General features: G+C 71.3%; 24 protein-coding genes, 1 tRNA gene and 1 other RNA gene. 17 read left to right on the top strand and 9 right to left on the bottom strand.

Annotated elements, in window-relative coordinates:
- The 3 genes from ssrS to HNQ70_RS04700 all read left to right on the top strand — a co-directional run bounded on the left by ssrS (window position 1) and on the right by HNQ70_RS04700 (window position 2,592).
- A non-coding RNA gene (gene ssrS, locus HNQ70_RS04710) (6S RNA) lies at window positions 1-183 on the top strand.
- A 154-nt stretch (window positions 184-337) separates the two neighbouring features.
- Complete coding sequence (locus HNQ70_RS04705) at window positions 338-1,138, top strand: TSUP family transporter (protein ID WP_183964763.1); 801 nt, start codon at window positions 338-340, stop codon at window positions 1,136-1,138.
- Window positions 1,139-1,164: 26 nt separating this feature from the next.
- A complete protein-coding gene (locus HNQ70_RS04700) occupies window positions 1,165-2,592 on the top strand; it encodes a WS/DGAT/MGAT family O-acyltransferase (RefSeq protein WP_183964761.1) in 1,428 nt (475 codons plus the stop codon).
- A 12-nt stretch (window positions 2,593-2,604) separates the two neighbouring features.
- Here HNQ70_RS04700 and HNQ70_RS04695 read toward each other — a convergent pair whose 3' ends face one another.
- The 4 genes from HNQ70_RS04695 to HNQ70_RS04680 all read right to left on the bottom strand — a co-directional run bounded on the left by HNQ70_RS04695 (window position 2,605) and on the right by HNQ70_RS04680 (window position 6,628).
- Window positions 2,605-4,152 (bottom strand): malonate--CoA ligase, encoded by a 1,548-nt coding sequence (locus HNQ70_RS04695; protein WP_183964759.1) that lies wholly within the window; start codon window positions 4,150-4,152, stop codon window positions 2,605-2,607.
- A gap of 15 nt (window positions 4,153-4,167) precedes the next feature.
- Entirely contained in the window at window positions 4,168-5,511 is a 1,344-nt protein-coding gene (locus HNQ70_RS04690) for a malonyl-CoA decarboxylase domain-containing protein (protein WP_183964756.1), read from the bottom strand.
- Window positions 5,504-6,310, bottom strand: coding sequence for a prolipoprotein diacylglyceryl transferase (lgt, locus tag HNQ70_RS04685; RefSeq protein ID WP_183964754.1), 807 nt, complete (start codon window positions 6,308-6,310; stop codon window positions 5,504-5,506). Before lgt ends, HNQ70_RS04690 begins: the two co-directional genes overlap by 8 nt.
- A 72-nt stretch (window positions 6,311-6,382) precedes the next feature.
- Window positions 6,383-6,628 carry a TIGR04438 family Trp-rich protein gene (locus HNQ70_RS04680; RefSeq protein WP_183964752.1) on the bottom strand — a complete coding sequence of 82 codons (246 nt, stop codon included), beginning with the start codon at window positions 6,626-6,628 and terminating at the stop codon, window positions 6,383-6,385.
- 251 nt (window positions 6,629-6,879) lie between these two features.
- Between HNQ70_RS04680 and HNQ70_RS04675 the strand changes: the two genes are divergently transcribed.
- The 5 genes from HNQ70_RS04675 to HNQ70_RS04655 all read left to right on the top strand — a co-directional run bounded on the left by HNQ70_RS04675 (window position 6,880) and on the right by HNQ70_RS04655 (window position 11,099).
- Window positions 6,880-7,200, top strand: a complete 321-nt coding sequence (locus HNQ70_RS04675; protein ID WP_183964750.1) for a c-type cytochrome — start codon at window positions 6,880-6,882, stop codon at window positions 7,198-7,200.
- Between the two features lie 409 nt (window positions 7,201-7,609).
- The gene (locus tag HNQ70_RS04670) at window positions 7,610-8,476 is read left to right on the top strand and encodes a branched-chain amino acid ABC transporter permease (protein WP_183965479.1); all 867 of its coding nucleotides are present in this window, start codon (window positions 7,610-7,612) and stop codon (window positions 8,474-8,476) included.
- A 10-nt stretch (window positions 8,477-8,486) separates the two neighbouring features.
- Window positions 8,487-9,578 carry an ABC transporter permease subunit gene (locus HNQ70_RS04665; RefSeq protein ID WP_183964747.1) on the top strand — a complete coding sequence of 364 codons (1,092 nt, stop codon included), beginning with the start codon at window positions 8,487-8,489 and terminating at the stop codon, window positions 9,576-9,578.
- A 26-nt stretch (window positions 9,579-9,604) separates the two neighbouring features.
- Window positions 9,605-10,363: an ABC transporter ATP-binding protein gene (locus tag HNQ70_RS04660; protein WP_183965481.1), complete on the top strand. Its 759-nt coding sequence runs from the start codon at window positions 9,605-9,607 to the stop codon at window positions 10,361-10,363.
- A complete protein-coding gene (locus tag HNQ70_RS04655; protein ID WP_183964745.1) occupies window positions 10,356-11,099 on the top strand; it encodes an ABC transporter ATP-binding protein in 744 nt (247 codons plus the stop codon). The genes HNQ70_RS04660 and HNQ70_RS04655 overlap by 8 nt, the downstream gene beginning before the upstream one ends.
- Window positions 11,100-11,142: 43 nt before the next feature.
- Here the strand turns inward: HNQ70_RS04655 and HNQ70_RS04650 are convergent, their stop codons facing one another.
- Complete coding sequence (locus HNQ70_RS04650) at window positions 11,143-12,189, bottom strand: CDP-6-deoxy-delta-3,4-glucoseen reductase (RefSeq protein ID WP_183964744.1); 1,047 nt, start codon at window positions 12,187-12,189, stop codon at window positions 11,143-11,145.
- Window positions 12,190-12,215: 26 nt separating this feature from the next.
- Here HNQ70_RS04650 and HNQ70_RS04645 point away from each other — a divergent pair, with 26 nt between their 5' ends.
- The 8 genes from HNQ70_RS04645 (at window position 12,216) to HNQ70_RS04610 (ending at window position 19,771) form a co-directional block, all read left to right on the top strand.
- Window positions 12,216-13,313 (top strand): Rossmann-fold NAD(P)-binding domain-containing protein, encoded by a 1,098-nt coding sequence (locus HNQ70_RS04645; RefSeq protein ID WP_183964742.1) that lies wholly within the window; start codon window positions 12,216-12,218, stop codon window positions 13,311-13,313.
- A gap of 170 nt (window positions 13,314-13,483) precedes the next feature.
- Window positions 13,484-14,275: an enoyl-CoA hydratase gene (locus HNQ70_RS04640; RefSeq protein ID WP_183964740.1), complete on the top strand. Its 792-nt coding sequence runs from the start codon at window positions 13,484-13,486 to the stop codon at window positions 14,273-14,275.
- Window positions 14,276-14,286: 11 nt separating this feature from the next.
- Window positions 14,287-15,090 (top strand): enoyl-CoA hydratase/isomerase family protein, encoded by an 804-nt coding sequence (locus HNQ70_RS04635; protein WP_183964738.1) that lies wholly within the window; start codon window positions 14,287-14,289, stop codon window positions 15,088-15,090.
- A 92-nt stretch (window positions 15,091-15,182) separates the two neighbouring features.
- Window positions 15,183-15,258, top strand: a tRNA-Thr gene (locus tag HNQ70_RS04630).
- Window positions 15,259-15,345: 87 nt separating this feature from the next.
- On the top strand, window positions 15,346-15,984 hold the full coding sequence (locus HNQ70_RS04625; RefSeq protein WP_183964735.1) for a DUF3348 family protein: 639 nt from the start codon (window positions 15,346-15,348) through the stop codon (window positions 15,982-15,984).
- Window positions 15,981-18,380 (top strand): apolipoprotein A1/A4/E family protein, encoded by a 2,400-nt coding sequence (locus tag HNQ70_RS04620; RefSeq protein WP_183964733.1) that lies wholly within the window; start codon window positions 15,981-15,983, stop codon window positions 18,378-18,380. Before HNQ70_RS04625 ends, HNQ70_RS04620 begins: the two co-directional genes overlap by 4 nt.
- Complete coding sequence (locus HNQ70_RS04615; RefSeq protein ID WP_183964731.1) at window positions 18,380-19,021, top strand: OmpA family protein; 642 nt, start codon at window positions 18,380-18,382, stop codon at window positions 19,019-19,021. The genes HNQ70_RS04620 and HNQ70_RS04615 overlap by 1 nt, the downstream gene beginning before the upstream one ends.
- 3 nt (window positions 19,022-19,024) lie before the next feature.
- On the top strand, window positions 19,025-19,771 hold the full coding sequence (locus HNQ70_RS04610) for a DUF2894 domain-containing protein (RefSeq protein ID WP_183964728.1): 747 nt from the start codon (window positions 19,025-19,027) through the stop codon (window positions 19,769-19,771).
- A 27-nt stretch (window positions 19,772-19,798) separates the two neighbouring features.
- On the opposite strand, the gene HNQ70_RS04605 is transcribed toward HNQ70_RS04610, so the two are convergent.
- The 4 genes from HNQ70_RS04605 to HNQ70_RS04590 all read right to left on the bottom strand — a co-directional run bounded on the left by HNQ70_RS04605 (window position 19,799) and on the right by HNQ70_RS04590 (window position 22,078).
- On the bottom strand, window positions 19,799-20,269 hold the full coding sequence (locus HNQ70_RS04605) for a hypothetical protein (RefSeq protein WP_183964727.1): 471 nt from the start codon (window positions 20,267-20,269) through the stop codon (window positions 19,799-19,801).
- Window positions 20,270-20,336: 67 nt separating this feature from the next.
- Entirely contained in the window at window positions 20,337-21,089 is a 753-nt protein-coding gene (locus HNQ70_RS04600; RefSeq protein ID WP_183964725.1) for an SDR family NAD(P)-dependent oxidoreductase, read from the bottom strand.
- Window positions 21,090-21,334: 245 nt separating this feature from the next.
- Window positions 21,335-21,622, bottom strand: a complete 288-nt coding sequence (locus HNQ70_RS04595) for a helix-turn-helix domain-containing protein (RefSeq protein WP_183964723.1) — start codon at window positions 21,620-21,622, stop codon at window positions 21,335-21,337.
- A 51-nt stretch (window positions 21,623-21,673) separates the two neighbouring features.
- Window positions 21,674-22,078: a hypothetical protein gene (locus tag HNQ70_RS04590; RefSeq protein WP_183964721.1), complete on the bottom strand. Its 405-nt coding sequence runs from the start codon at window positions 22,076-22,078 to the stop codon at window positions 21,674-21,676.
- A gap of 10 nt (window positions 22,079-22,088) precedes the next feature.
- On the opposite strand from HNQ70_RS04590, the gene HNQ70_RS04585 reads away from it, so the two are divergent.
- Entirely contained in the window at window positions 22,089-23,231 is a 1,143-nt protein-coding gene (locus HNQ70_RS04585; protein ID WP_183964719.1) for an acyl-CoA dehydrogenase family protein, read from the top strand.
- Window positions 23,232-23,248: the final 17 nt, after the last annotated feature.

The following is a 23,248-nucleotide window of genomic DNA, read 5'->3' as shown; positions in this document are numbered from 1 at the left end:
CTCGCCCTGCAGTGTTCGATCCAGGCCATATATTCCTTGAACCAATGTATGCATCCAGGCCGCGGCGACCGCGGATCGCTGTTGAGAGCGTCCTTCGCCGGACGCACCTGATGCGACCCCTGCTGCGGCCGCTCTGAACTACACGGTTCAGGATGCTGGTCTGCCGGCACAGGTGGGGCGCTTCTCCCGGGGGCGGTCGGCAACGACCGCCCCCTTCGTTTGCACGGGCCGCCGCAGGCGCGGACCCGCAGCCATGGCACGGATGGCGCCAATCTCATATGACTGCGGCGTCCACGCCCGGTGCTAGCATCCGCCCTTCGGCCAAGCGGATGACGACGTGGACATTTCCCTGATCCTGGGCCTGCTGGCGTTGGGCGCGGCCACCGGCTTCCTCGCGGGCCTGCTGGGCATCGGCGGCGGCATGGTCACCGTGCCCTTCATGACCATGCTGCTTGGCGCGCAAGGATTCCCGGCCGCCGAAACCGTCAAGGTGGCCATCGCCACCTCGCTCACCACCATTGTCTTCACGTCGATGTCCAGCGTGCGCGCCCATCACCGGCGCGGCGCGGTGCGCTGGGATCTGGTGCGGCTGCTGGCGCCAGGCATCCTGCTCGGCGCCCTGTGCGCGGCGCAGCTCGCGGGCTGGCTGCCAGCCCGTTGGCTCGCGGCCTTCTTCGGCGTCTTCGTCGGCTATTCCGCACTGAAAATGCTCCGTTCCGGCGCCGCCACCGCCGACAAGCCCCTGCCCGGGCAAGGCCTGCTGTTCGGCGCCGGCAGCATGATCGGTGCGCTGTCGGCCCTGCTTGGCGCCGGCGGCGGCTTCATCACCGTGCCCTTCCTCGCGCGGCGCCAGGTGCCGATGCATCACGCGGTGGCCACCAGCGCGGCCTGCGGCTTCCCGATCGCGCTGGCCGGCACGCTCGGCTACATCTGGGCGGGACGCGGACTCAGCCTGCCCGGCTCGGTCGGCTACGTCTACCTGCCGGCGCTGGTCTGCATTGCCTCGGCAAGCGTGCTGACCGCGCCGCTGGGCGCGCGCGCCGCGCATGCGCTGCCCACCGCCACGCTGCGCAAGGTCTTCGCGGTGGTGCTGCTCGCGCTGGCGGCCTACATGCTGTCGCGCGCCGCCCAGGCCTGAGCAACTTCGACCAGGAAGCAGGTGCCATGACGCAGCTCACCGGACTCGACGCATTGTTCCTCCACCTCGAGACCGAGGACATGCCGATGCACGTCGGCTCGCTGCACCTCTACGAGGTGCCGGCGCGCATCAGGCGGGACTTCGTCGAGCGGGTGCGGCGCCACCTCGCCGGGCGCCTACACCTGTGCCCGACCTTCACGCGCCGGCTGGCGCCCACGCCGATGGGCCTGGCGCCGCCAGCCTGGATCGACGACCCCGCGGTGGACCTGGAATACCACGTGCGCCGCGTGGACCTGCCGGCGCCCGGCAGCCGCGAGCAGCTCGACGAGTGCGTCGCAGAGCTGCATTCGCGCCCGCTCGACCGCACGCGTCCGCTCTGGGAGTTCCACCTGATCCATGGCCTGCCCAAGGGCGGGGTCGCCTTCTACGCGAAGGTGCACCACGCGGCCGTGGACGGCCAGGCCGGCGTGGCGCTGGCGCGCGCCATGCTCGACACCAGCCCGCACCCGCGCGCAGTGCCGCCGCCGCCGCAGGCCGATCCGGCGCCGCTGCCGCCCCCCGCCGTACGCCTGGGCGCGGCCATCGCCAACCAGTTCAGGCAGTCGGGACGGCTGCTGGGCCGCCTGCCCGGGCTCGCGCGGGCCGGTTCGCGCTTTGCCGGCAGCCTGCTCGCCGAGCGGCTGTCGCAGCTGATCTCGGGCGGCGCCGACGACCCCTCGCAGCCGCCGCTGCTGGCGCCGCGCACCCCATTCAACACCACGATCGACCGCAGCCGCGCATTCGCCTGCGTTGCGGTCCCGATCGCGGACGCGAAACGCATCACCGCCGCCCTCGGCGGCACCATGAACGATGTGGTGCTCGCACTGTGCAGCGGCGCGCTGCGCGCCTGGCTGGACGAGCGCGGCGAGCTGCCTGGGCAGCCGCTGCTCGCCGCGGTGCCGATGTCGCTGCGGGCCGAGGGCGACACCGCCCAGAACACGCAGGCGACCATGGTGCGCATCGGCCTGGCAACCGGGGTCGCGGATCCGCTGGAGCGTTACGTGGCGATCCGCGAAGCGAGCGAGTCGATGAAGCGCACGATGCAGGCCGTGCGCTCCGAGCTGCCGACCGACTTCCCCTCGTTCTGGCTCCCCTGGCTGCTGCCGGGGGCGGCCGGGCTCGCCGGCCGTGCCCGGCTCGCCGACCGGCTGCGACTGCCCGCCAACCTGGTGATCTCCAACGTGCCGGGGCCGCGCATGCCGCTCTACCTGGCCGGCGCCCGAATGCTCAGCTACGAGCCGGCCTCGATCGTCACCCACGGGCTGGCGCTCAACATCACCGCGATGAGCTACCTGGACACGATCCACATCGGCATGGTGGCCTGCAGGCGCGCGGTGCCGGACCTGCCCCGGCTGGCGGAGCTACTGGAGGCGGCGCATCGGGAACTGCTCGCGCTGGCGAGCGAGGACGGCTGACCCGGGCCGCGCTCAGCCCCCGAAGCGCTCCCGCAGCAGGTTCTTCTGCACCTTGCCCATCTGGTTGCGCGGCAGTTCAGCCACCACGTGCACCTGCTTGGGCACCTTGAAGTTGGCGATGCGCGACTTCAGCGACGCGACGATCGCGCCAGCGTCCACCTGCTCGCCCGCCTTGGGCACCACCACCGCGGTTACCGCCTCGCCGAAATCGCGGTCCGGCACGCCGATCACCGCCGACTCGAACACCCCCGGCAGCTCGTCGATGTACGACTCGATCTCCTTCGGGTACACGTTGTAGCCCCCGGTGATGATCAGGTCCTTGTTGCGGCCGACGATGGACAGGTAGCCATTGGCGTCCCAGCGCCCCATGTCGCCGGTGCGGAAGAAGCCGTCGGCGGTGAACTCCTCCTTCGTCTTCTCCGGCATCCGCCAGTACCCGGCGAACACGTTGGGGCCCCTGACCTGGATCGCGCCGATCTCGCCGGTGGGGCAGGACGCGCCGGCCTCGTCGACCACCCGCACCCGCACCCCGGGCAGCGGCAGCCCGACGGTGCCGGCAATGCGGTTGCCGTCGTAGGGGTTGGAAGTGAGCATCGTGGTCTCGCTCATCCCGTAGCGCTCGAGGATGCGCCGGCCGGTGCGCGCCTCGAACTGCCGGAAGGTGTCCGGCAGCAGCGGCGCCGAGCCCGAAACGAACAGCCGCATGTTGCGGCAGGCGTTCGCGTCGAAGCCAGGATCGTCGAGCAGGCGCACGTACATGGTCGGCACGCCCATGAAGACCGTGGCGCGCGGCAGCCGCACGATCACCGCCTTCGGGTCGAAGCGCGGCAGCCAGATCATGGTGCTGCCGTTGAGCAGCGCGCCATGGATCGCCACGAACAGGCCATGGACATGGAAGATCGGCAGCGCGTGCAGCAGCACGTCACCCGGGCGCCAGCGCCAGTACCGGTGCAGCACCAGCGCGTTGGACGCGAGGTTGCCGTGCGAGAGCATCGCGCCCTTGCTGCGGCCGGTGGTGCCCGAGGTGTAGAGGATGGCGGCCAGGTCTTCAGGCGCGCGGTGCACCGTCTCGAAGCGGTCGCTGCGGCCGGCCGCGGCCTCGAGCAGGGTGCCGTCACGCGCCTCGCCGAGCGTCAGCAGGTGCGGCACCCGGTGGCGCGCCACCAGGCCGCGCATCCACGCCTCGTTGCGCGGGCTGCACACCACCAGCGAGGGCTCGGCGTTGCCGATGAAGTAGTCCACCTCCGCCTCCTGGTAGGCGGTGTTCAGCGGCAGGTAGACGTAGCCGGCGCGCAGCGTCGCCAGGTAAAGGAGCATCGCTTCGGGGGACTTCTCCACCTGCACCGCCACCCGCGCACCCGCCGGCAGCCCCAGCCCCGCGAGCAGCCCGGCCAGGCGCGCGCTGCTGCGATCGACCTCGTCCCAGCTGTAGCGCAGCCCCTCCTGCGTCTCGATGCAGCAGGCCTCCCGGTCAGCCGGGAAGTGGGCCTGCAGCAGCGCGTACAGGTTGGCACCGGCGGGATTTGCCGCCGCCGGCGCGGGGCTCGGAATGTCGGACATCGGTGTCTTCCCAGTTCAATGAAGCAGGCCGGTCACCGCGCGCGACGCGTTGACCTCTTCGCTGACGAAGCGTTCGTGGTTGGCCTCGATCTCGTCGAGGTCGTACAGGTAGTTGACCATCAGCCCGTGCGACTGCTTCAGGCCCTTGCGCGTCAGATCCCCGTCGGCGTTGATGCGCTCGAGCCGCGCGCCGTTGCCAAGGTGAAAGCGCGCCACCGGGTCAGAGGGACGCAGCCCCGCGGCGGAGGTGTGGAACAGGTAGAAGGCGCAGAGCCGGCGCAGCAGCTCGGCGTCGTCGGTCTTCTGCGCGGCCCCCGCCTTCTCCGTGGCGCCGCCCTTCGCGCTGGCGCCGGCCTTCTCCACGGGCCCGGCCCCGTGGCTGCGCGCCCGCCAGGCCTGCAAGGCTGCGTCCAGCGCCTTCAGCCGCGCCGGCTTGAGGCGATCGGACTCGAGCCGCTCGACCTTCGCCAGCCAGTCGGCGAACGAGGGCACCGGCGACAGCGTGCAGAAGGTGCGCAGCGCCGGGAACCCGGCCTGCAGCCGCTGCGCCACCTGCTTGATCAGGAAGTTGCCGAGGTTCACGCCGCGCAGCCCGGGCTGGCAGTTCGAGATCGAGTAGAAGGCCGCCACCTTGAATCGGCGCGGGTCCTGCGCCGGCGGCTGGTCGCAGTCGAGCAGCGGCCCGATCGCCGCGGGCATGGCCTCGAGCAGCGCCACCTCGACGAAGATCAGCGGTTCGCCGGGCAACGCCGGATGGAAGAAGGCGAAGCAGCGCCGGTCCGGCTGCAGCCGCCTGCGCAGGTCACCCCAGCCGTCGATCTCGTGGACCGCCTCATGACGGATGATCTGCTCGAGCAGCCGCGCAGGCGAATCCCAGTCCACCTGCTGCAGCTCGAGGAAACCGGGGTTGAACCAGGACGACAGCAGGTGCTGGAAATCGGCGTCCACGGCGGCGAGCCGGCGGTCGCCGCGCAGCCTCACCAGCAGCTGGGCGCGCATCGACAGCACCGCGGCGGTGCCGCCCGACGCGCGGATCAGCCGGCGCAGCAGCTCCTGGCGCGGCGGCTCGGCGGCCCGCGTCAGCGCGATCAGGTCTTCGGGGGCGCGCGACTGCGCGTAGCGGCCGGCCAGCTCCAGCACGCTCTGCGGATCCGGATCGAACTCCTCGGCCAGCAGCGTGAAGAAGGCCTTCAGCGAATCCGCCGAGAGATTCCGGTAGTGGCCCACCGCCGCGTCGGCGATCGCCACGCTGTTCGATTCGCCGCGCGCGCCCAGCAGCGCACGGCAGGCGTCGATCAGCCGCGCCAGGTCGCTGCGCTCGCGGGCGCTGCGCCGCGCCTGCTGCAGGCGCTCAAACACGCTCGACGGCACCGCCCGGCGCGGGCCGCGCCAGCAGCCAGAGGCCGAAGGCCAGCATCGGCAGGCACAGCAGCTGGCCCATGGTGAGCCCCAGCGCGAGCGTGCCCAGGAAGGCGTCGGGCTCGCGCGCGAACTCCGCCAGGAAGCGCAGCACCGCGTAGCCGGCCAGGAACATCCCCGCCACCCGCCCGTGGGCGCGCGGACGCGACGAATACCACCACAGAAAGCCGAATAGCAGCAGGCCCTCGCCCGCGAACTGGTAGAGCTGCGACGGATGGCGGGCGACCGCGTCGCCTGCCTGCGGGAAGACCATTGCCCATGGCAGGTCGGTGGCCCGCCCCCAGAGCTCGCCGTTGATGAAATTGCCCATGCGCCCGGCGGCCAGCCCCAGCGGCACCAGCGGCGCGACGAAGTCCATCACCGGCCAGAAGCCGCGGCCGCGCAGCCGGCAGTAGAGCCAGAGCGCGCCGATCACGCCCAGCAGCCCGCCGTGGAAGGACATTCCGCCCTGCCAGACCGCCAGCGCCTCGAGCGGATGCGACAGGTAGTAGTCGGGCTTGTAGAAGAGCACGTAGCCGAGCCGGCCGCCGATCACGACGCCCATCGCGCCGTAGAAGAGCAGGTCCTCGAGGTCGCGCGGCTGCATGCCGGTGGACGCCTGCCAGCGCGGTTGCGACAGGCGCGAGCGGCCCGCGAAGTAGAAGGCAAGGAAGGCGACCAGGTACATCAGCCCGTACCAGCGGATGGCGAGCGGGCCGAGCTGCAGGGCGATCGGATCGAATTGGGGATGGATCATCATGACGCCGGTATTCTGACACCGGCGGCGGCTGCGGGGCTTGCGGCTGCCCCGGGAGGCTCCCCGCAGCAGCGGTCAGCGGCGGCGCGAGCCCTTGCCGGCGCCGGGGAAGGAAGCGGCCACGCGCTCCTTGCGCCGCTGCTCCCACTCCAGGTGATCGGCCTTGCGCCGATCGAAGCCCAGCGGCTTCTCCAGCAGTTCGAACCAGACGAAGGCCGCCACCAGCGGCGAGAGCGTCCACCACCAGGATAGTTCGGCGACCGGGCCGATCTCCAGCAGTTTCAGCACGATCAGCAGGACTCCGGCGACGATCAGGATCATGTTCTGCGCCGCCCTGGCGGAACCGGTCCGCGGGCGGCCCTCTCGGAGATGGCGTTGCCGCCGATGCTGCCGCCGCGCGAGACCCGGACAAAGTGCGGATCGCCGGATGGCGGGATCCGGCGTGTCAACGGCGGGCGCCCCGGGGGCGTTGTAGAGGCAACAGAAGCATGGCCCGGGCCGGGGCTCGCAACAGCGGAACCGGCCGGGCGCCTGCCCCTCTCCTTCCCTCGACTGCAACCGGAGTCCATTCCATGACCCTGCGCCTGCGCCCCGCCCTCGTCGCCACCGCGATCGCCCTCGGCGTCTTCTCCGGCAGCGCCCTCGCCAGCGCCGACCTGGCCAAGGCGAAGAACTGCATGGCCTGCCACGCCGCCGACAAGAAGCTGGTGGGTCCCTCGTACAAGCAGATCGCCGCCAAGTACGGCAGCGACAAAGGTGCAGTCGAGAAGCTCACGCAGAAAGTGCGCGCGGGCGGCTCCGGCGTCTGGGGCCAGGTGCCGATGCCCCCCAACCCGCAGGTCTCGGCCGATGAGGCCGCCACGCTGGTCCAGTGGGTGCTGTCGCAGAAGTGACGAGTCCCTGATCGGCCGCGCCCTCCCGGCGCTGCCGATCCCAGCGTGAGCGGTCCCGGCGCGCTGGCGTCCCGTTCGTCCGGATGCCCGCGCCGCCGATCCGGGTGCGCTCTGCGCGGCCCGGCATCGCCGCTAAGCTGAGCTCTCCTCGAACCCGCCGCGTGCCCGGTCCTGCCGGGTTCCGCGACACTGCGACACTGCGACGATTTTTCTCCCTGGCTGGTTGACCCCGGTTCGCCGGGGTTCTTTTTTTGCGGCGCCCGCACGCCCTGCCGGGTATTCCCGCTTCTTGCCCCCTCTCGATCCACGTAGAATCCGCCCGGTTTGGCCAGCCGGGGACCGGGTGTTCGACTTCGAAATCCTTCTGCAGCAGATCCTGAACGGGCTGGTCCTGGGCAGCGTCTATGCCATGGTCGCGCTGGGCTACACGATGGTCTACGGCATCCTCCAGCTGATCAATTTCGCCCACGGCGACGTGCTGATGGTGGGCGCGATGGTCGGCGCCACGGTGGTGATGCTGCTCGCCCCCTTCGGCCTGCCCGGCCCGGTGCTGCTGCTGGCCGCGGTGGCCGCGGCGGTGCCGGTGTGCGTGCTGCTGTCGCTGTTCGTCGAACGCGTCGCCTACCGGCCGCTGCGCAACGCGCCCCGGCTCGCGCCGCTGATCACCGCGATCGGCGTGTCCATCGTGATCCAGACGGTGGCGATGATCATCTGGAAGCCCAACCCCATCGTCTTCCCGGACCTGCTGCCCACCGACCCGGTCCACGTGTTCGGCGCGCTGCTCGCGCCCAAGCAGATCCTGATCCTGGCGGTATCGACGTCGATGATGGCCGCGCTGATGCTGCTGGTGAACCGCACGCGGCTGGGCCGCGCGATGCGCGCCACCGCCGAGAACCCCCGCATCGCCGGACTGATGGGCGTCAACGCCAACCTGGTCATCGCCGCCACCTTCGCCATCGGCGCGGCGCTGGCCGCGGTGGCCGGAGTGCTGGTGGCGATGAACTACAACATCGCGCAGTTCTCGATGGGCTTCATCCCCGGCCTGAAGGCCTTCACCGCCGCGGTGCTCGGCGGCATCGGCAACATCCCCGGCGCGGTGCTCGGCGGGCTGCTGCTGGGCGTCATCGAGAGCCTGGGCGCCGGCTACATCGGCGACCTCACCGGCGGCTTCCTCGGCAGCCACTACCAGGACATCTTCGCCTTCGTGGTGCTGATCGTGGTGCTGGTGTTCCGCCCGTCGGGGCTGATGGGCGAGCGCGTCGCCGACCGTGCCTGAGTCCAGCGCGATGAAGTCGCTGTTCCCGAAGCTCGCCGACAAACCCCGCGCCGCCTACGCCGCCACCGTCGCGCTGGCGATCGTGCTGGCCGTGCTGCCGCTGGTCGTGGGCATGGCAGGCAACGCCTGGGTGCGCATGCTCGACTTCGCGCTGCTCTACGTGATGCTGGCGCTGGGGCTGAACATCGTGGTCGGCTACGCCGGCCTGCTCGACCTCGGCTACGTCGCCTTCTACGCGGTCGGCGCCTACATGTACGCGCTGCTCTCGTCGCCGCACCTGGCCGAGAACTTCGAGTGGATCGCGCAGACCTTCCCCGACGGCCTGCACAACTCGATCTGGCTGGTGGTGCCGCTGGGCGCCGCGATCGCGGCCTTCTTCGGCGTGCTGCTGGGCTCGCCCACGCTGCGGCTGCGCGGCGACTACCTCGCGATCGTCACCCTCGGCTTCGGCGAGATCGTGCGCATCTTCCTGAACAACCTGAACGCGCCGCTGAACCTCACCAACGGCCCCCAGGGCATCAGCAACATCGATCCGGTGCGCATCGGCGGGCTGGAGTTCTCCAAGCCGCTGGAGATCTTCGGCTTCGAGCTGCAGTCGGTGCAGCTCTACTACTACCTGTTCCTGCTGCTGACGGTGGCGGTGGTCATCGTGTCGATCCGCCTGCAGGACTCTCGCATCGGCCGCGCCTGGATGGCGGTGCGCGAGGACGAGATCGCCGCCAAGGCGATGGGCATCAACACGCGCAACACCAAGCTGCTCGCGTTCGCGATGGGCGCGTCCTTCGGCGGCGTCTCGGGCGCGATGTTCGCGTCCTTCCAGGGCTTCGTCTCGCCCGAGAGCTTCGTGCTGATGGAGTCCATCGTCATCGTGGCGATGGTGGTGCTGGGCGGAATGGGCCACGTGCCGGGCGTGATCCTGGGCGCGGTGCTGCTGTACGCCATCCCCGAGACGCTGCGCTTCGCCGCCAGGCCGATGCAGGAGATGCTGTTCGGCGCCGAGCTGATCGCGCCGGAGGCGCTGCGCATGCTGCTGTTCGGCCTGGCGATGGTGCTGATCATGCTCTATCGCCCCAGCGGGCTGTGGCCCGCGCCGAGGCGCTGAGGAGCTCCGCATTGAGCGAAGTCCCGATGCTCTCGGTGCAGGGCGTGAACAAACGCTTCGGCGGCCTGCAGGCGCTGTCGGACGTGGGCCTGGAGATCGGGCGCGGCGAGATCTACGGGCTGATCGGACCCAACGGCGCGGGCAAAACCACTTTCTTCAACGTCATCACCGGGCTGTACACGCCGGACTCGGGCAGCTTCGCGCTCGACGGCCTCCCCTACGAGCCCACCGCGGTGCACCGCGTAGCCGAGGCCGGCATCGCCCGCACCTTCCAGAACATCCGCCTGTTCGGCGAGATGAGCGCGCTGGAGAACGTGATGGTCGGACGCCACGTGCGCACCCGTGCCGGCGTGCTGGGCGCGGTGCTGCGCACCCGCGCGCAGCGCGAGGAGGAAGCCGCGATCCGCGCCCGCGCGCTGGAACTGCTGGCCTACGTCGGCATCGCAGGGATGGCGCAGCAGGCGGCGCGCACGCTGTCCTACGGCGACCAGCGCCGCCTCGAGATCGCCCGCGCGCTGGCCACCGACCCGAAGCTGCTGGCGCTGGACGAACCGGCGGCCGGCATGAACGCCACCGAGAAGCTGGCGCTGCGCGACCTGCTCGTGCGCATCCGCGCCGACGGCCGCACCCTCCTGCTGATCGAGCACGACGTGAAGCTGGTGATGGGCCTGTGCGACCGGATCACGGTGCTGGACTACGGCCGCGAGATCGCGCGCGGCCTGCCGGCCGAGGTGCAGCGCGATCCCGCGGTGGTCGAGGCCTACCTGGGGGCGAGCCATGCGTGAGCCGCTGCTTTCGCTGCGCGGCCTGCGCGTCTCCTATGGCGGCATCCAGGCGGTCAAGGGCATCGACCTGGAGGTGGCCGAAGGCGAACTGGTCGCGCTGATCGGCGCCAACGGCGCCGGCAAGACCACCACGCTGAAGGCGATCACCGGCGGCCAGCCGCTGGCCGCCGGGGAGATCCGCTACCGGGGCGAATCGATCGCCGGCGCCGCCCCGCACGCGCTGGTGGCGCGCGGACTGGCGATGGTGCCCGAGGGGCGCGGCGTGTTCGCGCGGATGACGATCACCGAGAACCTGCTGATGGGCGCGTTCACGCGCCGCGACCGCGCCGGCATCGCCGCGGACATCGAGCGCATGTTCGCGACCTTCCCGCGGCTGAAGGAGCGCGCGCGGCAGTACGCCGGAACCATGTCCGGCGGCGAGCAGCAGATGCTGGCGATGGCGCGCGCGCTGATGAGCCGGCCCGCGCTGCTGCTGCTGGACGAGCCCTCGATGGGGCTGTCGCCGATCATGGTCGAGAAGGTGTTCGAGGTGGTGCGCGAGGTGTCCGCGCAGGGCACCACCGTCCTGCTGGTCGAGCAGAACGCGCGGCTCGCGCTGCAGGCCGCGCACCGCGGCTACGTGATGGACTCCGGACTGGTGACCCTGCACGGCGAGGCCGCCCAGCTGCTCGAGGATCCGAAGGTGCGCGCCGCCTACCTCGGCGAGCAAGGCGGCGCTGGAGAGCTCGCCGGCTGAGCCCCGGTCGGGCGCGGCGCCCGGCCGAGGCTGCGGCAGGAACTCAGCCCCCGGCCGCCGCCAGGTCCGCCGCCGTCGTGAAGGCGTCCGCGTAGAACTCCGCCTCGGGCAGGCCGCACTTCGACCTGAATTCCGCGCGCGCGGAGTCGATCACGATCGGCGCGCCGCAGGCATAGACCTGGTATCCGGACAGGTCCGGGAAATCCTCCATCACCGCGCGGTGCACGAAGCCGGTGCGCCCGGTCCAGCCGTCTTCGGGCAGCGCGTCCGAGATCACCGGCACATAGCGGAAGCCGGGCAGCTCGCGCGCCCAGCCCTCGGCGAGCTCGTTCAGGTAGAGGTCCTGCGGGCGCCGGCCCCCCCAGTAGAGGGTCACCGGCCGCACGATGCCCTTGTGCACCATGTGCTCGACGATGGCCTTGATCGGCGCGAAGCCGGTGCCGCTGGCCAGCAGCACCATCGGCCGGTCGCTGTCCTCGCGCAGGAAGAAGGTGCCCATCGGTCCTTCCATGCGCAGGATGTCGCGCTCCTTGACCACCGGAGTGCTCGCGCCGAACAGCGCATCGGTGAAGCGCCCGCCCGGCACGTGACGCACATGCAGCTCGAGCTGGTCGGCCGCGTGGGGGGCGCCGGCCATCGAGTAGCTGCGCCGGTTGCCGTCGCGCAGGATCAGCTCCACGTACTGCCCGGCCAGGTACTGCAGCCGCTCGTTGGCGGGCAGCTGCAGCCTGATGATCGCCACGTCGGGCGCCGCCATGACGATGGACGCCACCCGGCAGGGCATCTTGCGCACCGGGATGTCGCCGGCCGCCGCCACCACGCGGGCCTCGATCACCAGGTCGCTGGTGGGCCAGGCGCAGCACAGCAGCGCCTGGCCGCGCACCACCTCGTCGGCGCTCAGCGCCTTCGGCGAGTGCTCGCCCTGCTCGATGCCGCCCTCCAGCACGCGGGACTTGCACGAGCCGCAGGCGCCGTTCTTGCAGCCATAGGGCAGCACCACGCCCTGGCGCAGCGCAGCTTCGAGAACGAACTCGTCGTCCTCGACGGTGAATTGACGCCCGCTGGGCTGGACGGTGACGCTGAAGCTCATAATTCGCGGTCCGAAGGTGGAGATCGATGAACAAGACCGCGCATTATCGCCCGTTGCCAAGGCGCTTCCGGCGCCAGACCCTGCTCCTGGTGGGCTGCGGCGACGTCGGCGGCCGGATCGGCGCGCAGAGCCTGGCGCGCCATCCGGCCGACCGGCTGCGGGTGATCGGCACCAGCCGGCGCCCCGAGCAGGCCGCCGCGCTGCGCGCGCTGGGCATCCTGCCACTGCCGGTGGACCTCGACGAGCGCGCCGGGCTGCGCAGGCTCGCGGGCCTCTCCCGCTGGATGATCGACCTCGCGCCGCCGCCCCCCGCCGGCGCCACCGATCCGCGCAGCACGCGGCTGATCGCTGCGCTGGCACGCAACTCGCGCCGCCCGCTGCCGGCGTTCCGGTCCGCGGCGCGCGACACGCCGGGGATCCGGCCGGCCCGCGCGCGCCGCGAGCCGATGACCGCCCCCGCGCCGGGCGCCGTCGGGCCGCTGCGACTGGCTCCGCCGCGCGCGCGCCGCCGCTGGGTCTACGTCAGCACCACCGGTGTCTATGGCGACTGCGCCGGCGCAAGCTTCGACGAGACCCGCCCGGTGGCCCCGGCCAGCGCCCGCGCGGTGCGCCGCGTCGACGCCGAGCGGCGCTTCCGCGCGGCCGGCGCGCGCGAGTTGGCCCGCGTGGCCATCTTGCGGGTGCCCGGCATCTACGCGGATGACCGGCTGCCGCTGGAGCGGCTGCGCAAGGGCCTGCCCGCGCTGCGCGCCGAGGACGACGTCTTCACCAACCACGTCCACGCCGACGACCTGGCGCGCATCGCCCGCGCCGCGCTGGTGCGCGGACGCCAGGGCCGGGTGGTGCACGCGGTCGACGACAGCGACCTGCGGATGGGCGACTACTTCGACCGCGTCGCGGACGCCTTCGCGCTGCCGCGGCCGCCGCGCGTGGCCCGCGCCAAGCTCGCCGCGCTCGTCACTCCGGCCATGCTGTCCTTCATGAGCGAATCGCGCCGGCTGGCCAACCGGCGGCTGAAGGGCGAGCTGCGCCTGCGCCTGCGCTTTGCGAACGTCGATGCCACCCTGGCGCACGCCACGCTCGCGCCCTCCTCCGACCCCGCCCCGTTCCAGCTTCCGGCCTGACCGGTTCCGCTTTCCCGGCTTCCTGCCGCGCGCCCCGCGCCGCGCGGTCGCCCGGCCCCGGCGGGGCGGCGACAATCGACCCCCAGCAGATCGCCCCCCCGGCCGGCCACGCGCCGAACGGGGCAATGCGACTCCCCTCAACGCCACGGATGCCCGCCCAGGAGGCCTCGATGTCAGAACAACTCGTCCTCGTAGAGAAGGACCCCGCCGGCTATGCCGTCGTCACGCTCAACCGTCCGCAGGTCATGAACGCGCTGTCGCGCGCGCTGCGCGCCGAACTCGCCGCCACCATCGACCGCCTCGAGACCGACCCCGAGGTCCGCGTGCTGATTCTCACCGGCGCCGGCCGCGGCTTCTGCGGCGGCCTGGACCTCAAGGAACTGGGCGGCGGCGCGGCCGAGTCCACGCTCGCCTACGGCAGCGGCAAGGACCTCGACCCGGTCACCTCGCTGGCCCAGTTCAGCGGCCCGGTGATCGGCGCGATCAACGGCGTGGCGATCACCGGCGGCTTCGAGCTGGCGCTGGCCTGCGACGTGCTGCTCGCCTCCGACCAGGCCCGCTTCGCCGACACCCACGCCCGCGTCGGCGTGATGCCCGGCTGGGGCCTGTCGCAGAAGCTCAGCCGCATGATCGGCATCTCGCGCGCCAAGGAGCTCTCGCTCACCGGCAACTTCCTGGGCGCCCAGCAGGCCGAGGCCTGGGGCCTGGTCAACCGCGTGGTCAGCCCCGAAGAGCTGATGCCGCAAGCGCGCAAGCTGGCCACGGACATGCTCTCGGTGATCCCCGAGATGCTCACCGGCTATCTGAGCCTGATCGACGACGGCTACGCGATCGGCCTCGGCGATGGGCTGGCGCTGGAGAAGCAGCGCGGGCGCGAAGCCAACGCCAAGCTGAAGTCCGAGGACATCGAGAAGCGCCGCGCCGACGTGCAGGCACGCGGCCGCGGCCAGAGCGGCAACTGAGGATCACAGGAATGGACTACAAGACCCTGAAGATCGACCGCGAAGGCGGCGTCGAGTGGCTGACGCTGAACCGGCCGGACAACATGAACACGCTCGATCCGGTGATGAAGGACGAGCTCTGGCACTACTTCGACCGCCTCTACACCGACCGCTCGGTGCGCGTGGTGGTGATGCGCGGCGCCGGGCGCATGTTCTGCGCGGGCCTGGACCTGACCCAGACCAGCGTGTCCGACCGCAAGCCCGGCGAGCGCATCAGTCCTGACGACGGCATGGTCTCGCAGCGCAAGGTCAGCGAAATCGTGATCCGGATGCGCCGCTGCCCGCAGCCGATCATCGCGCTGGTGCACGGGGCCGCGGCCGGCGGCGGCTTCGCCATGGCGCTGGCCGCCGACATCCGCATCGCGGCCGAAGGCACCAAGATGAATGCCGCCTTCATCAAGCTGGGCCTGTCGGCCTGCGACATGGGCGTGAGCTACTTCCTGCCGCGCCTGGTGGGCGTCTCGGTGGCCAGCGAGCTGATGCTCACCGGCCGCTTCATCCACGCCGACCGCGCGCTGGCCACCGGCCTGGTGTCCGAGGTGGTGCCCAAGGACAAGCTCGAGGAGACCGCGCGCGGCTACGTCGCCGACATGCTGCGCACCTCGCCGCTGGGTCTCAAGCTCACCAAGGACTGCCTGAATCACGCGGTGGACGCCGGCTCGCTGGAAGCGGCGATCGCCATCGAGGACCGCAACCAGATCCTGTGCGTGCAGTCGCCGAACTTCGTCGAAGGCGTGGCCGCCTTCCTGGAGAAGCGCGAGCCCAGATACACCTGACGAGGCGCCATGCGCGTGCGCCCGCCGCCACATCGCCACGGGCGCACGCTTCCCAAGCCGGGCTGTGCGCTGCTATAATCGAGGGCTCGTGTGCCGGTGTAGCTCAGTTGGTAGAGCAGCGCATTCGTAATGCGAAGGTCGACAGTTCGAATCCGTCCATCGGCACCATGAAAACCAAGGGGTCGGCTCCGCAAGGGGCCGACCCCTTGTCCATTCTGGCGGGGACCGCCCACGATTTCTTCCGGAGGAGCGTCCTTGTCCAGGAAGCTCGGCACTTCGCAACTGGCCGGCCTGCTCGGCGAAGCAGCCGCTGCCGAAACCGGCCCCTCGGGGGAAGACGCCGCGCAGCGGCTGGGCCAGTGGCTGGGCGCCTTCGATGCGGTGTCGCTGCGCTCGGCGCTGCGGGCGATCGGATCGCCCGGCGCTGCCGGCACGGCAAGCGCGGGCTCCCCGGCTGCCCTTGCGGCCAGGGCGGATCCCGAGCAGGTTCGCGTGCTCGAACAGGACCTGGCGCAGGTGCGCGAGGCGCTGGCGAAGCTCGCGGCGCCGGACGCTGATGCCGCGCTCGACCGCAGGCGCCACCTGGAGCTGCAGCGGACCATGGAACCCAGGATCGGCAGGCTGCGCGACCGGGTGCGCCAGGCGCTGGCCAAGGCCTCGCCGCGGCTGGCCCGGCTGGCGGCGCTTGACGCAGCGATGGAGCAGGCCTTCAGCGCGCGCGAGCAGAAGCTGCTGGTCACGCTGCCGGCGCTGGCCGAGCGGCGGCTCGCCGAACGAGGCCAGGCAGCGGAAGACGCGCTGCGGCAGGTGCTGCTGGCCGAGCTGGAGCTGCGCCTGGAGCCGGTGCGGGGATTGATCGAAGCATTCAGGAACGAGGTCGGACCACAATCATGAACAGGATCGCTTTCGCGCTCGCCTTCGCCATCGGCCTGCTGGCCGTGGCCTGGGTGGGCGCCGGCTTCGTCGGCGCGAGCGCACTTGCGCTGGCCATGACCGTGTCGATCGCCGCGGCCTACCTGCTGGGCGCCTGGGAGCTGCACCGCTTCCGCGCGACCACCGCCGCGCTGACCGGCGAGATCTCGGCCCTGGCCCAGCCGCCGCAGACGCTGGACTCGTGGCTGGACCGGCTCCCGCTCTCGCTGCGGCAGGCGGTGCGGCTGCGCATCGAAGGCGAGCGCGCTGCGCTGCCCGGGCCCGCACTCACTCCCTACCTGATCGGGCTGCTGGTGATGCTGGGCATGCTCGGCACCTTTCTCGGCCTGATCGTCACCTTCAAGGGCGCGATGTTCGCGGTCGAGGGTTCGGCCGACCTGCAGGCGGTGCGCTCGGCGCTGGCCGCGCCGATCAGGGGGCTTGGGCTGGCCTTCGGCACCTCGGTGGCCGGCGTCGCCGCGTCCGCCGCGCTGGGCCTGATGTCGGCGCTCAGCCGCCGCGAGCGGATGGACGCCGGCCGGTTGCTGGACGCCGCGATCGCCACCGTGCTTCGGCCCTTCTCCGGAACCCGCCAGCGCGAGGAAACCCTCGGCGCCTTCCGGGCCCAGGCGCAGGCGCTGCCCGCGCTGGTCGACCGCGTGGACGCCCTGCTGGACGGCCTGGAGAGGCGCGGCCAGGAACTGGACCGCCAGCTGCTGGAGCGCCAGGAGCAGTTCCATCGCGAGGCTTGCGCCGCCTACACCGGTCTGGCCGGCTCGGTGGGAAGCGCGCTGCGCGAGAGCCTGGCCGCGGCGGCGCAACGGGGCGACGAGAGTCTGCGCCAGGCCGGCGAGCGCCTGTTGCCGGTGGTCGAGGCCGCGATGACCGGCATCGCGCAGGAGTCCCGCCAACTGCACGAGCGCCAGGTCGAAGCCACGCGCACGCAGCTGCAGGCCCTGTCCACCGAGCTTGGCGCCGCCGAGCGCCAGCGCCAAGAGGCGTGGACCGAGTCGCTCGAGGCCACCGTGGCCGCGCTGCGCGACGAATGGAACCGTCTCGGCGCCCGCACGCAGGCGAGCCACGAAGCCAGCGCATCCGCGCTGGAGCGGACCGCACAGGCAGGCGCCGCCGCACTGCAGCAGTCGGCGCAGGCGATCGCCGAGCGGGGCAACGAGCAGACCGGCCGCATGCTGGCCGAACTCGGCGCCCTGCTGGCGGCCTCCGAGGAACTGGTGCGCGCCCGCACCGCCACCGAGGCGCAATGGACGCAGGCGCACCAGGAGCGCGTGGATGCGATGACCGGGATGCTGCGCACCGAGCTCGGCGCCCTGCGCGACGACGAAGCCGCGCGCGGCCAGGCCGCCGCCCAGCGCGCGCAGGACCTGCAGGCGGCGATGGCAGCCCGGATGGAAGCCTTCCAGTCCGCCATGGCCGGCCAGCTTGGCGAGCTGCAATCCGCGGCCGCAGGCGGCCTGTCGGGCCTGCAGTCCACGGTGACCGGCGGGCTGGAGTCCATGCAGTCGACGGTTGCGGGGCGGCTGGAGGCCATGCAGTCGACGGTCGCGGGGCGGCTGGAGGCCATGCAGTCGGCAGCGGCCGGGCAGCTGGAAGCGCTGCGGTCGACGAGCAGCGGACGGCTGGAGGAGTTGCAGTCCGCGACTCTCGGACGCCTGGCCGAGCTTCAGTCTTTGACCGCCGAGCGGCTCGAAGCGCTGAATTCCTCGGCCACCAACCGCCTCGGCGCGCTCGAATCCGCGGCTGCCGGTCACCTGGCCTCGCTCGGCGCCACCCTGGAAGCGCCGATGACCCGCCTGATCGAGACCGCATCGGAGGCGCCCCGGGCGGCGGCCGAAGTGATCGCCCAGCTGCGCCAGGAGATGTCCCGGCTCGCCGAGCGCGACACCCGCGGCATGGAGCAGCAGGCCAGCCTGGTCGGCGAGACCGCGGCGCTGGTGGACGGCCTCAGGCAGGCAACCCAGGCGCAGCGCGAGGCGATCGAATCGCTCGTATCCTCCGCAGCCACGATGCTGGACGAGGCCGGCGCCCGTTTCTCGCGGGTCATCGACGCGCAGGCCGGCAGCGCGGCCGAGGCGGCCGACCGGATCGCCGTCGGCGCGGCCGAGCTGGCCAGCCTGGGCGAGGCCTTCGGCCGCGGCGTCGAGCTGTTCGGCGCGGGCAACCAGCGTCTGGTCGAAGGCCTGGAGCGCGTCGAGTCGGCAATCGGACGCTCGATCGCCCGCAGCGACGAGCAGCTCGAGTACTACGTCGCGCAGGCGCGCGAGGTGATCGAACTGAGCATCGGCGCGCAGCAAGGCATCCTCGAGGACCTGCGCCGGCTGCGCGATCCGCAAGGCGCCGCCGCAGGGGACGCCGCCTGATGCCCTGGCTGAACGAACGCGAGGACGGCGCCGACCAGAGCGCCCCAGTGTGGACGGTGTTCGGCGACCTGATGTCCGGCCTGCTGGGCGCCTTCGTGCTGGTGCTGATCGGCGTGCTGGCGGTGCAGATGGACCTGGTCTCCAGCCTGGAGACCGAGGTTGCCAAGCGCCGCAGCGAGGAACGGCGCCGCATGGCGCTGGAGAAGGCCCTCGCGGTGCCCCTGGCGACCGGCCGGATCACGCTCAACGATGGCCGCATCGGCATCAGCGGCAGCGTGCTCTTCCCGCTCAACTCCGACCAGCTGCGCCCTGACGGCCGCCTGCTGCTGCAGAGCCTGGTGCCCCCGCTGCAGGTCTACCTCGCCGAGCGTAACGAGCTGCTGATGGTGAGCGGCTTCACCGACGACCGCCGCATCCAGGAAGGCAACCGGCGATTCGCGGACAACCTGGAGCTGTCCGCCCAGCGCGCGCTCACCGTGACCCGCGCGCTGATCGAGGACGGCCTGCCCGCGGACCGGATCTTCTCCGCCGCCTTCGGCCCCGAGCAGCCGGTGGCCTCGAACGAGACCGAGGAAGGACGCGCGCAGAACCGCCGCGTGGAGATGGCGCCGGTGCACCGGGCCTCGGGCGCGAGGCCCTGATCGATGGACGGCGCGAACCGCGACGCGGTGCAGCCGAAGGCCTCGCCGGATGACGGCATCCCGGTGCGGGGACCACGGCCAGGCGCCGCCGCCGAGCCGACGCCGCAGAGCGTGGACCGGCTGGCCGCGCTGCGCGCAGCCGGCGCATCGGAACTCGACCCCATCGGACTGCGTTACCTGGAGGCGCTGTCGCGCCGCACCCAGGCCGCCACCGGCGCGCCTCGACGCCTGCTGGAGCTGCGGCTGGAGGCAGCGATGGCGCAGGCTGCTGACCGGCTGCAGCGCTCCCGCGAAGCCGACGCCGGCCGCGGCCTGCGGCGCGCAGTCGCAGAGGCGGGCCTCGCGCCGCTGCGCGCGCTCAACCAGCGGCTGCGCGAACTCGGACAGCCCGTGACAGCGGTCGCACCCGAGGGCGAGGCCGGCCCCGAGGGCGAGGTGGGGCCGCTCCCCGGCGCGGCGCGCGAACTGAAGGGCCTGCGCGGATTCCGCCGGACCTGGTCGCGGATTTCCGCCGAGAACCTGGTGCGGCGCGCAGTCGACCGCCAACCGGAGAACGCCGGCCCGCTCAACTCGCACATGCTGGTGCTGCGTTCGCTGGAGCTGATGCAGGAGCTCTCCCCCGACTACCTGCAGCGCTTCCTGTCCCGGCTGGACGCGCTGCTGTGGCTCGAGCAGGCGGATGCGCAACGCGCCGCGGCCGCCGAGCCCAAGGCGCCACGCCGCGGCCGACGCAAGAAGGATGCGACCTAGAAGCGCTGCCCCGCTGACGCGCCCGCCCTACCCCCGCTTCTCCGTCCACAGGCGCGCCATCGCGCTCAGGTCGCCCTCGCCCCACTCGTCCAGAAGAAGCTGGAATCGCAGACCCATCAGCGGAACCGCCTGCGAGGTGCCGAACCAGTCGGCGGGGTTCGCGCCCACCTGCCGGCTCCAGGCCTCCAGCTTGCGGCGCCGGGTCAGGCCCATGCCCGCTGCCCTGCAGGCCAGCTCCCATGGCGACAACCTGGGGTCGCCGGCCGGCAGGCCGAAGCGCACGCAGCCGAAGCGCTGCCGATGTTCCTGCAGCGACAGCAGCCTGGGCTGCGCGCCATCGACCACCTGCGCGGTCGCGGTCGGCTCCCAGTCCTGGCGCGCCGAGAACCACAGCATCGGCGTCTCGCCCGGATCCTGCGCCTCGCCCGGCAGCAGCGCGCCCGCGGCCACGATGCGCGGCAGCGTAGCCCAGGACGTGTAGTGCCAGACCAGCCTCATGCCCGGCTCCCGGGCGCCCGCCGGCCGCGCCAGGCGGCCGGCCGTGCCGCTTCGAGGCGAATGCGCATCATTGGGCGGTGTAGCCGCCGTCGACCAGGTGCTGCGAGCCGGTGATGAAGCTCGCCTTGTCCGACAGCAGGAACAGCACCAGCGCAGCGACCTCCTCCGAAGTGCCGAGCCGCCCGACCGGATGGAGAGTGACCAGTCCGTCGTAAGCCTCTTTCGGCAGCGCCTCCAGCAGCGGCGTGTCGATGTAGCCCGGATGCACGGAGTTGACCCGGATGCCCTTGTCCGCATAGCCGAGCGCGGCCGCCTTGGTCATTCCCGTCACGCCGTGCTTGGCCGCGACGTAGGGCACCGCGGCAGGCGTCCCGACCACGCCGAGGATGGACGCGACGTTGACGATGGAGCCGCCGCCCGCCTTCAGCATCGCTGGGATCTGGTAGTGCATCCCGTAGAACACCGAGTGCAGGTTGACGTCCATCAGCTTCAGGTAGTCCGCGATGCTCACGTCGGCCAGCAGCCCCAGCGGCCCGCCGATGCCCGCGTTGTTCACCGCCAGGTGCAGCGCCCCGAAGCGCTCCACCGCCGCGTCCACCGCGGCCTTCACGTCCTCCGGCTTGCCGACGTCGCCGGCAATTCCGAGCGCGCTTCCGCCGGCCGCAACGATCTCGTCGGCAACCGCCTTGGCAGCGGCGAGCCTGAGATCGTTGACCACCACGTTTGCGCCCTCGGCGCCGAGTGCGAGCGCGATCGCCTTGCCGATGCCAGACGCTGCCCCGGTAACGATCGCGGTCTTGCCCTGGAACTGCTTGCTCATGTGATGCTCCTTTCGATGATGCGTGTTCGTGCCGCAGCCGACCCGGATGCGGACTGGCGCGGCGCGGCGCGGCGCCATGGCCACAGTGTAGGCCGGGGCGGCCCCAGCCCAGCCCCTCCCGTCCGTCTCGTGCCCGGTGTCACCTTGCGCCGGGGGCCTTACCGTTCGATGACGGGGCATGGAGGTCCGGAGCTGGCGCTTGGTGCCGCGCGATACGTCGGATCTTCGACGTTCGAGACCCCGACTCAGTCGATGAGCGCATCCATGACTGCCCCGGGATTGCGGTCGATGACATTCAGCAGGACGAGCGCAGGCCCGTGGGGCGCCCGATCGCCACGTTCCCAGTGCCGCAGCGTGGCCACCGACACGCCGAAGCGCTCGGCGAACTCGGTCTGGCTCAGGCCGATGCGCGTGCGAAGGGCCTTGACGTCCACTGGCCTGGGGCGATGGACACGGACGCCATCTCCCTTTCCCTGCGCATGTGCAACAGCCTCCTCGAGACCGCGCCGGATGCTCTCAAAGCCCTTCTTCATTCGGATCTCTCCTTCCACGTCGTCACCAGGGCGTCGACCAGCGTAGCAAGCTCAACGCAGCTTGCGGATGCCTCCCGTGCCTTCGAGAAGGTCGCCGATACGAGGATTTACCGCCAGACAACTGATCAGCTCCTGGAGCTCTGATTCGCCCAGCAGCTGGTCGGCCGCCCGGATGAACTCGGGCAGTTCCGCAACCGCGTACAAGCCGCGACTGTAATCCATTGGGACGGTTTGCGCTGAAAGGGGAAAGAAGCCGTCGAGGAAGCCCGCGATCCTGGCGAGGGGCGGAATGCGGCGATCACCGGGAAACAGCATTCGACCCCCGACCCGCAGGATCCGCCATGCTCCCTTCAGCCGATCCGGAAGGCCGTTCGACCCGCCCGCCGCAATGAGCGAAAATCCCGCTTTTCCCTGGCCCCGGCCTGCCACCCGCAGCCCGTCCGCCCGCACCTCCATAGGACCCTCGATGCAAGTCAACCGCACCGTCTACCGCGACGACCACGAACAGTTCCGCACCACGGTGCGCCGCTTCCTCGAGCGCGAATGCGTGCCGCACATGAACGACTGGCACAAGGCCGGCTGCGTGCCGCGCGAGCTCTGGCTCAAGGCCGGCCAGGAAGGTCTGCTGTGCCCCACGCTGCCCGAGGAATACGGCGGCGGCGGCGGCGACTACGGCCACGCTGCAGTGCTCACTGAAGAGATGGGCCGGCTGGGCATCACTGGCGTGGGCTTCGGGCTGCACTCGGACATCATCGCGCCCTACCTCAATCGCCTGGGCACCGACGAGCAGAAGGCCAAGTGGCTGCCGCGCTGCGCCACCGGCGAAACCATCCTGGCCATCGCGATGACCGAGCCGGGCACCGGTAGCGACCTGAAGAACATCCGCACCACCGCGGTGCGGGACGGCGACGAATACGTCATCAACGGCAGCAAGACCTTCATCAGCAACGGCCTGAACTGCGACCTGGTCATCGTCGTCGCCAAGACCGACCCCACCAAGACCGGCTCCAAGGCAATGAGCCTGATCCTCGTCGAGACCGACCGCCCGGGGTTCCGCCGCGGCCGCAAGCTCGACAAGGTGGGCCAGCACGCCGCCGACACCGCCGAGCTCTTCTTCGACGACGTGCGCGTACCCGCCAGCAACATCCTCGGCGGCGAGGGCAAGGGCATGTACGCGCTGATGGAAGAGCTGCCGCAGGAGCGCTTCTCGATCGCCCTTGGCGCCGCTTCGGTGTTCGAGGCCTGCCTGCAGCACACCATCGACTACGTGAAGGACCGCAAGGCCTTCGGCCAGACGGTCTGGGACTTCCAGAACACCAAGTTCAAGCTCGCCGACCTGAAGGCCGAGTGCGTGGCGGTGCGCATCATGATCGACCACTACCTGGCCGAGCACATGCGCCGCAAGATCACGCTGGAGGAGGCGGCCATCGCCAAGCTCTACGCCACCGAGAAGCTGGGCGCGGCGCTGGACACCATGGTGCAGCTGCATGGCGGCTACGGCTACATGCTCGAGTACCCGGTCGCCCGGGCCTTCGTCGACATGCGGGTCAACCGCATCTACGGCGGCACGAGCGAGGTGCAGCGGGAGCTGATCGCGCGCAAGCTGTAAGGCGCCTCGCCCCGATT

This window comes from Quisquiliibacterium transsilvanicum (assembly GCF_014202215.1).
Classification (GTDB): Bacteria; Pseudomonadota; Gammaproteobacteria; order Burkholderiales; family Burkholderiaceae_E; genus Quisquiliibacterium; species Quisquiliibacterium transsilvanicum.
Note: the sequence above shows the minus strand (reverse complement) of the source record. Positions and strands in the feature narration are given on the sequence as shown.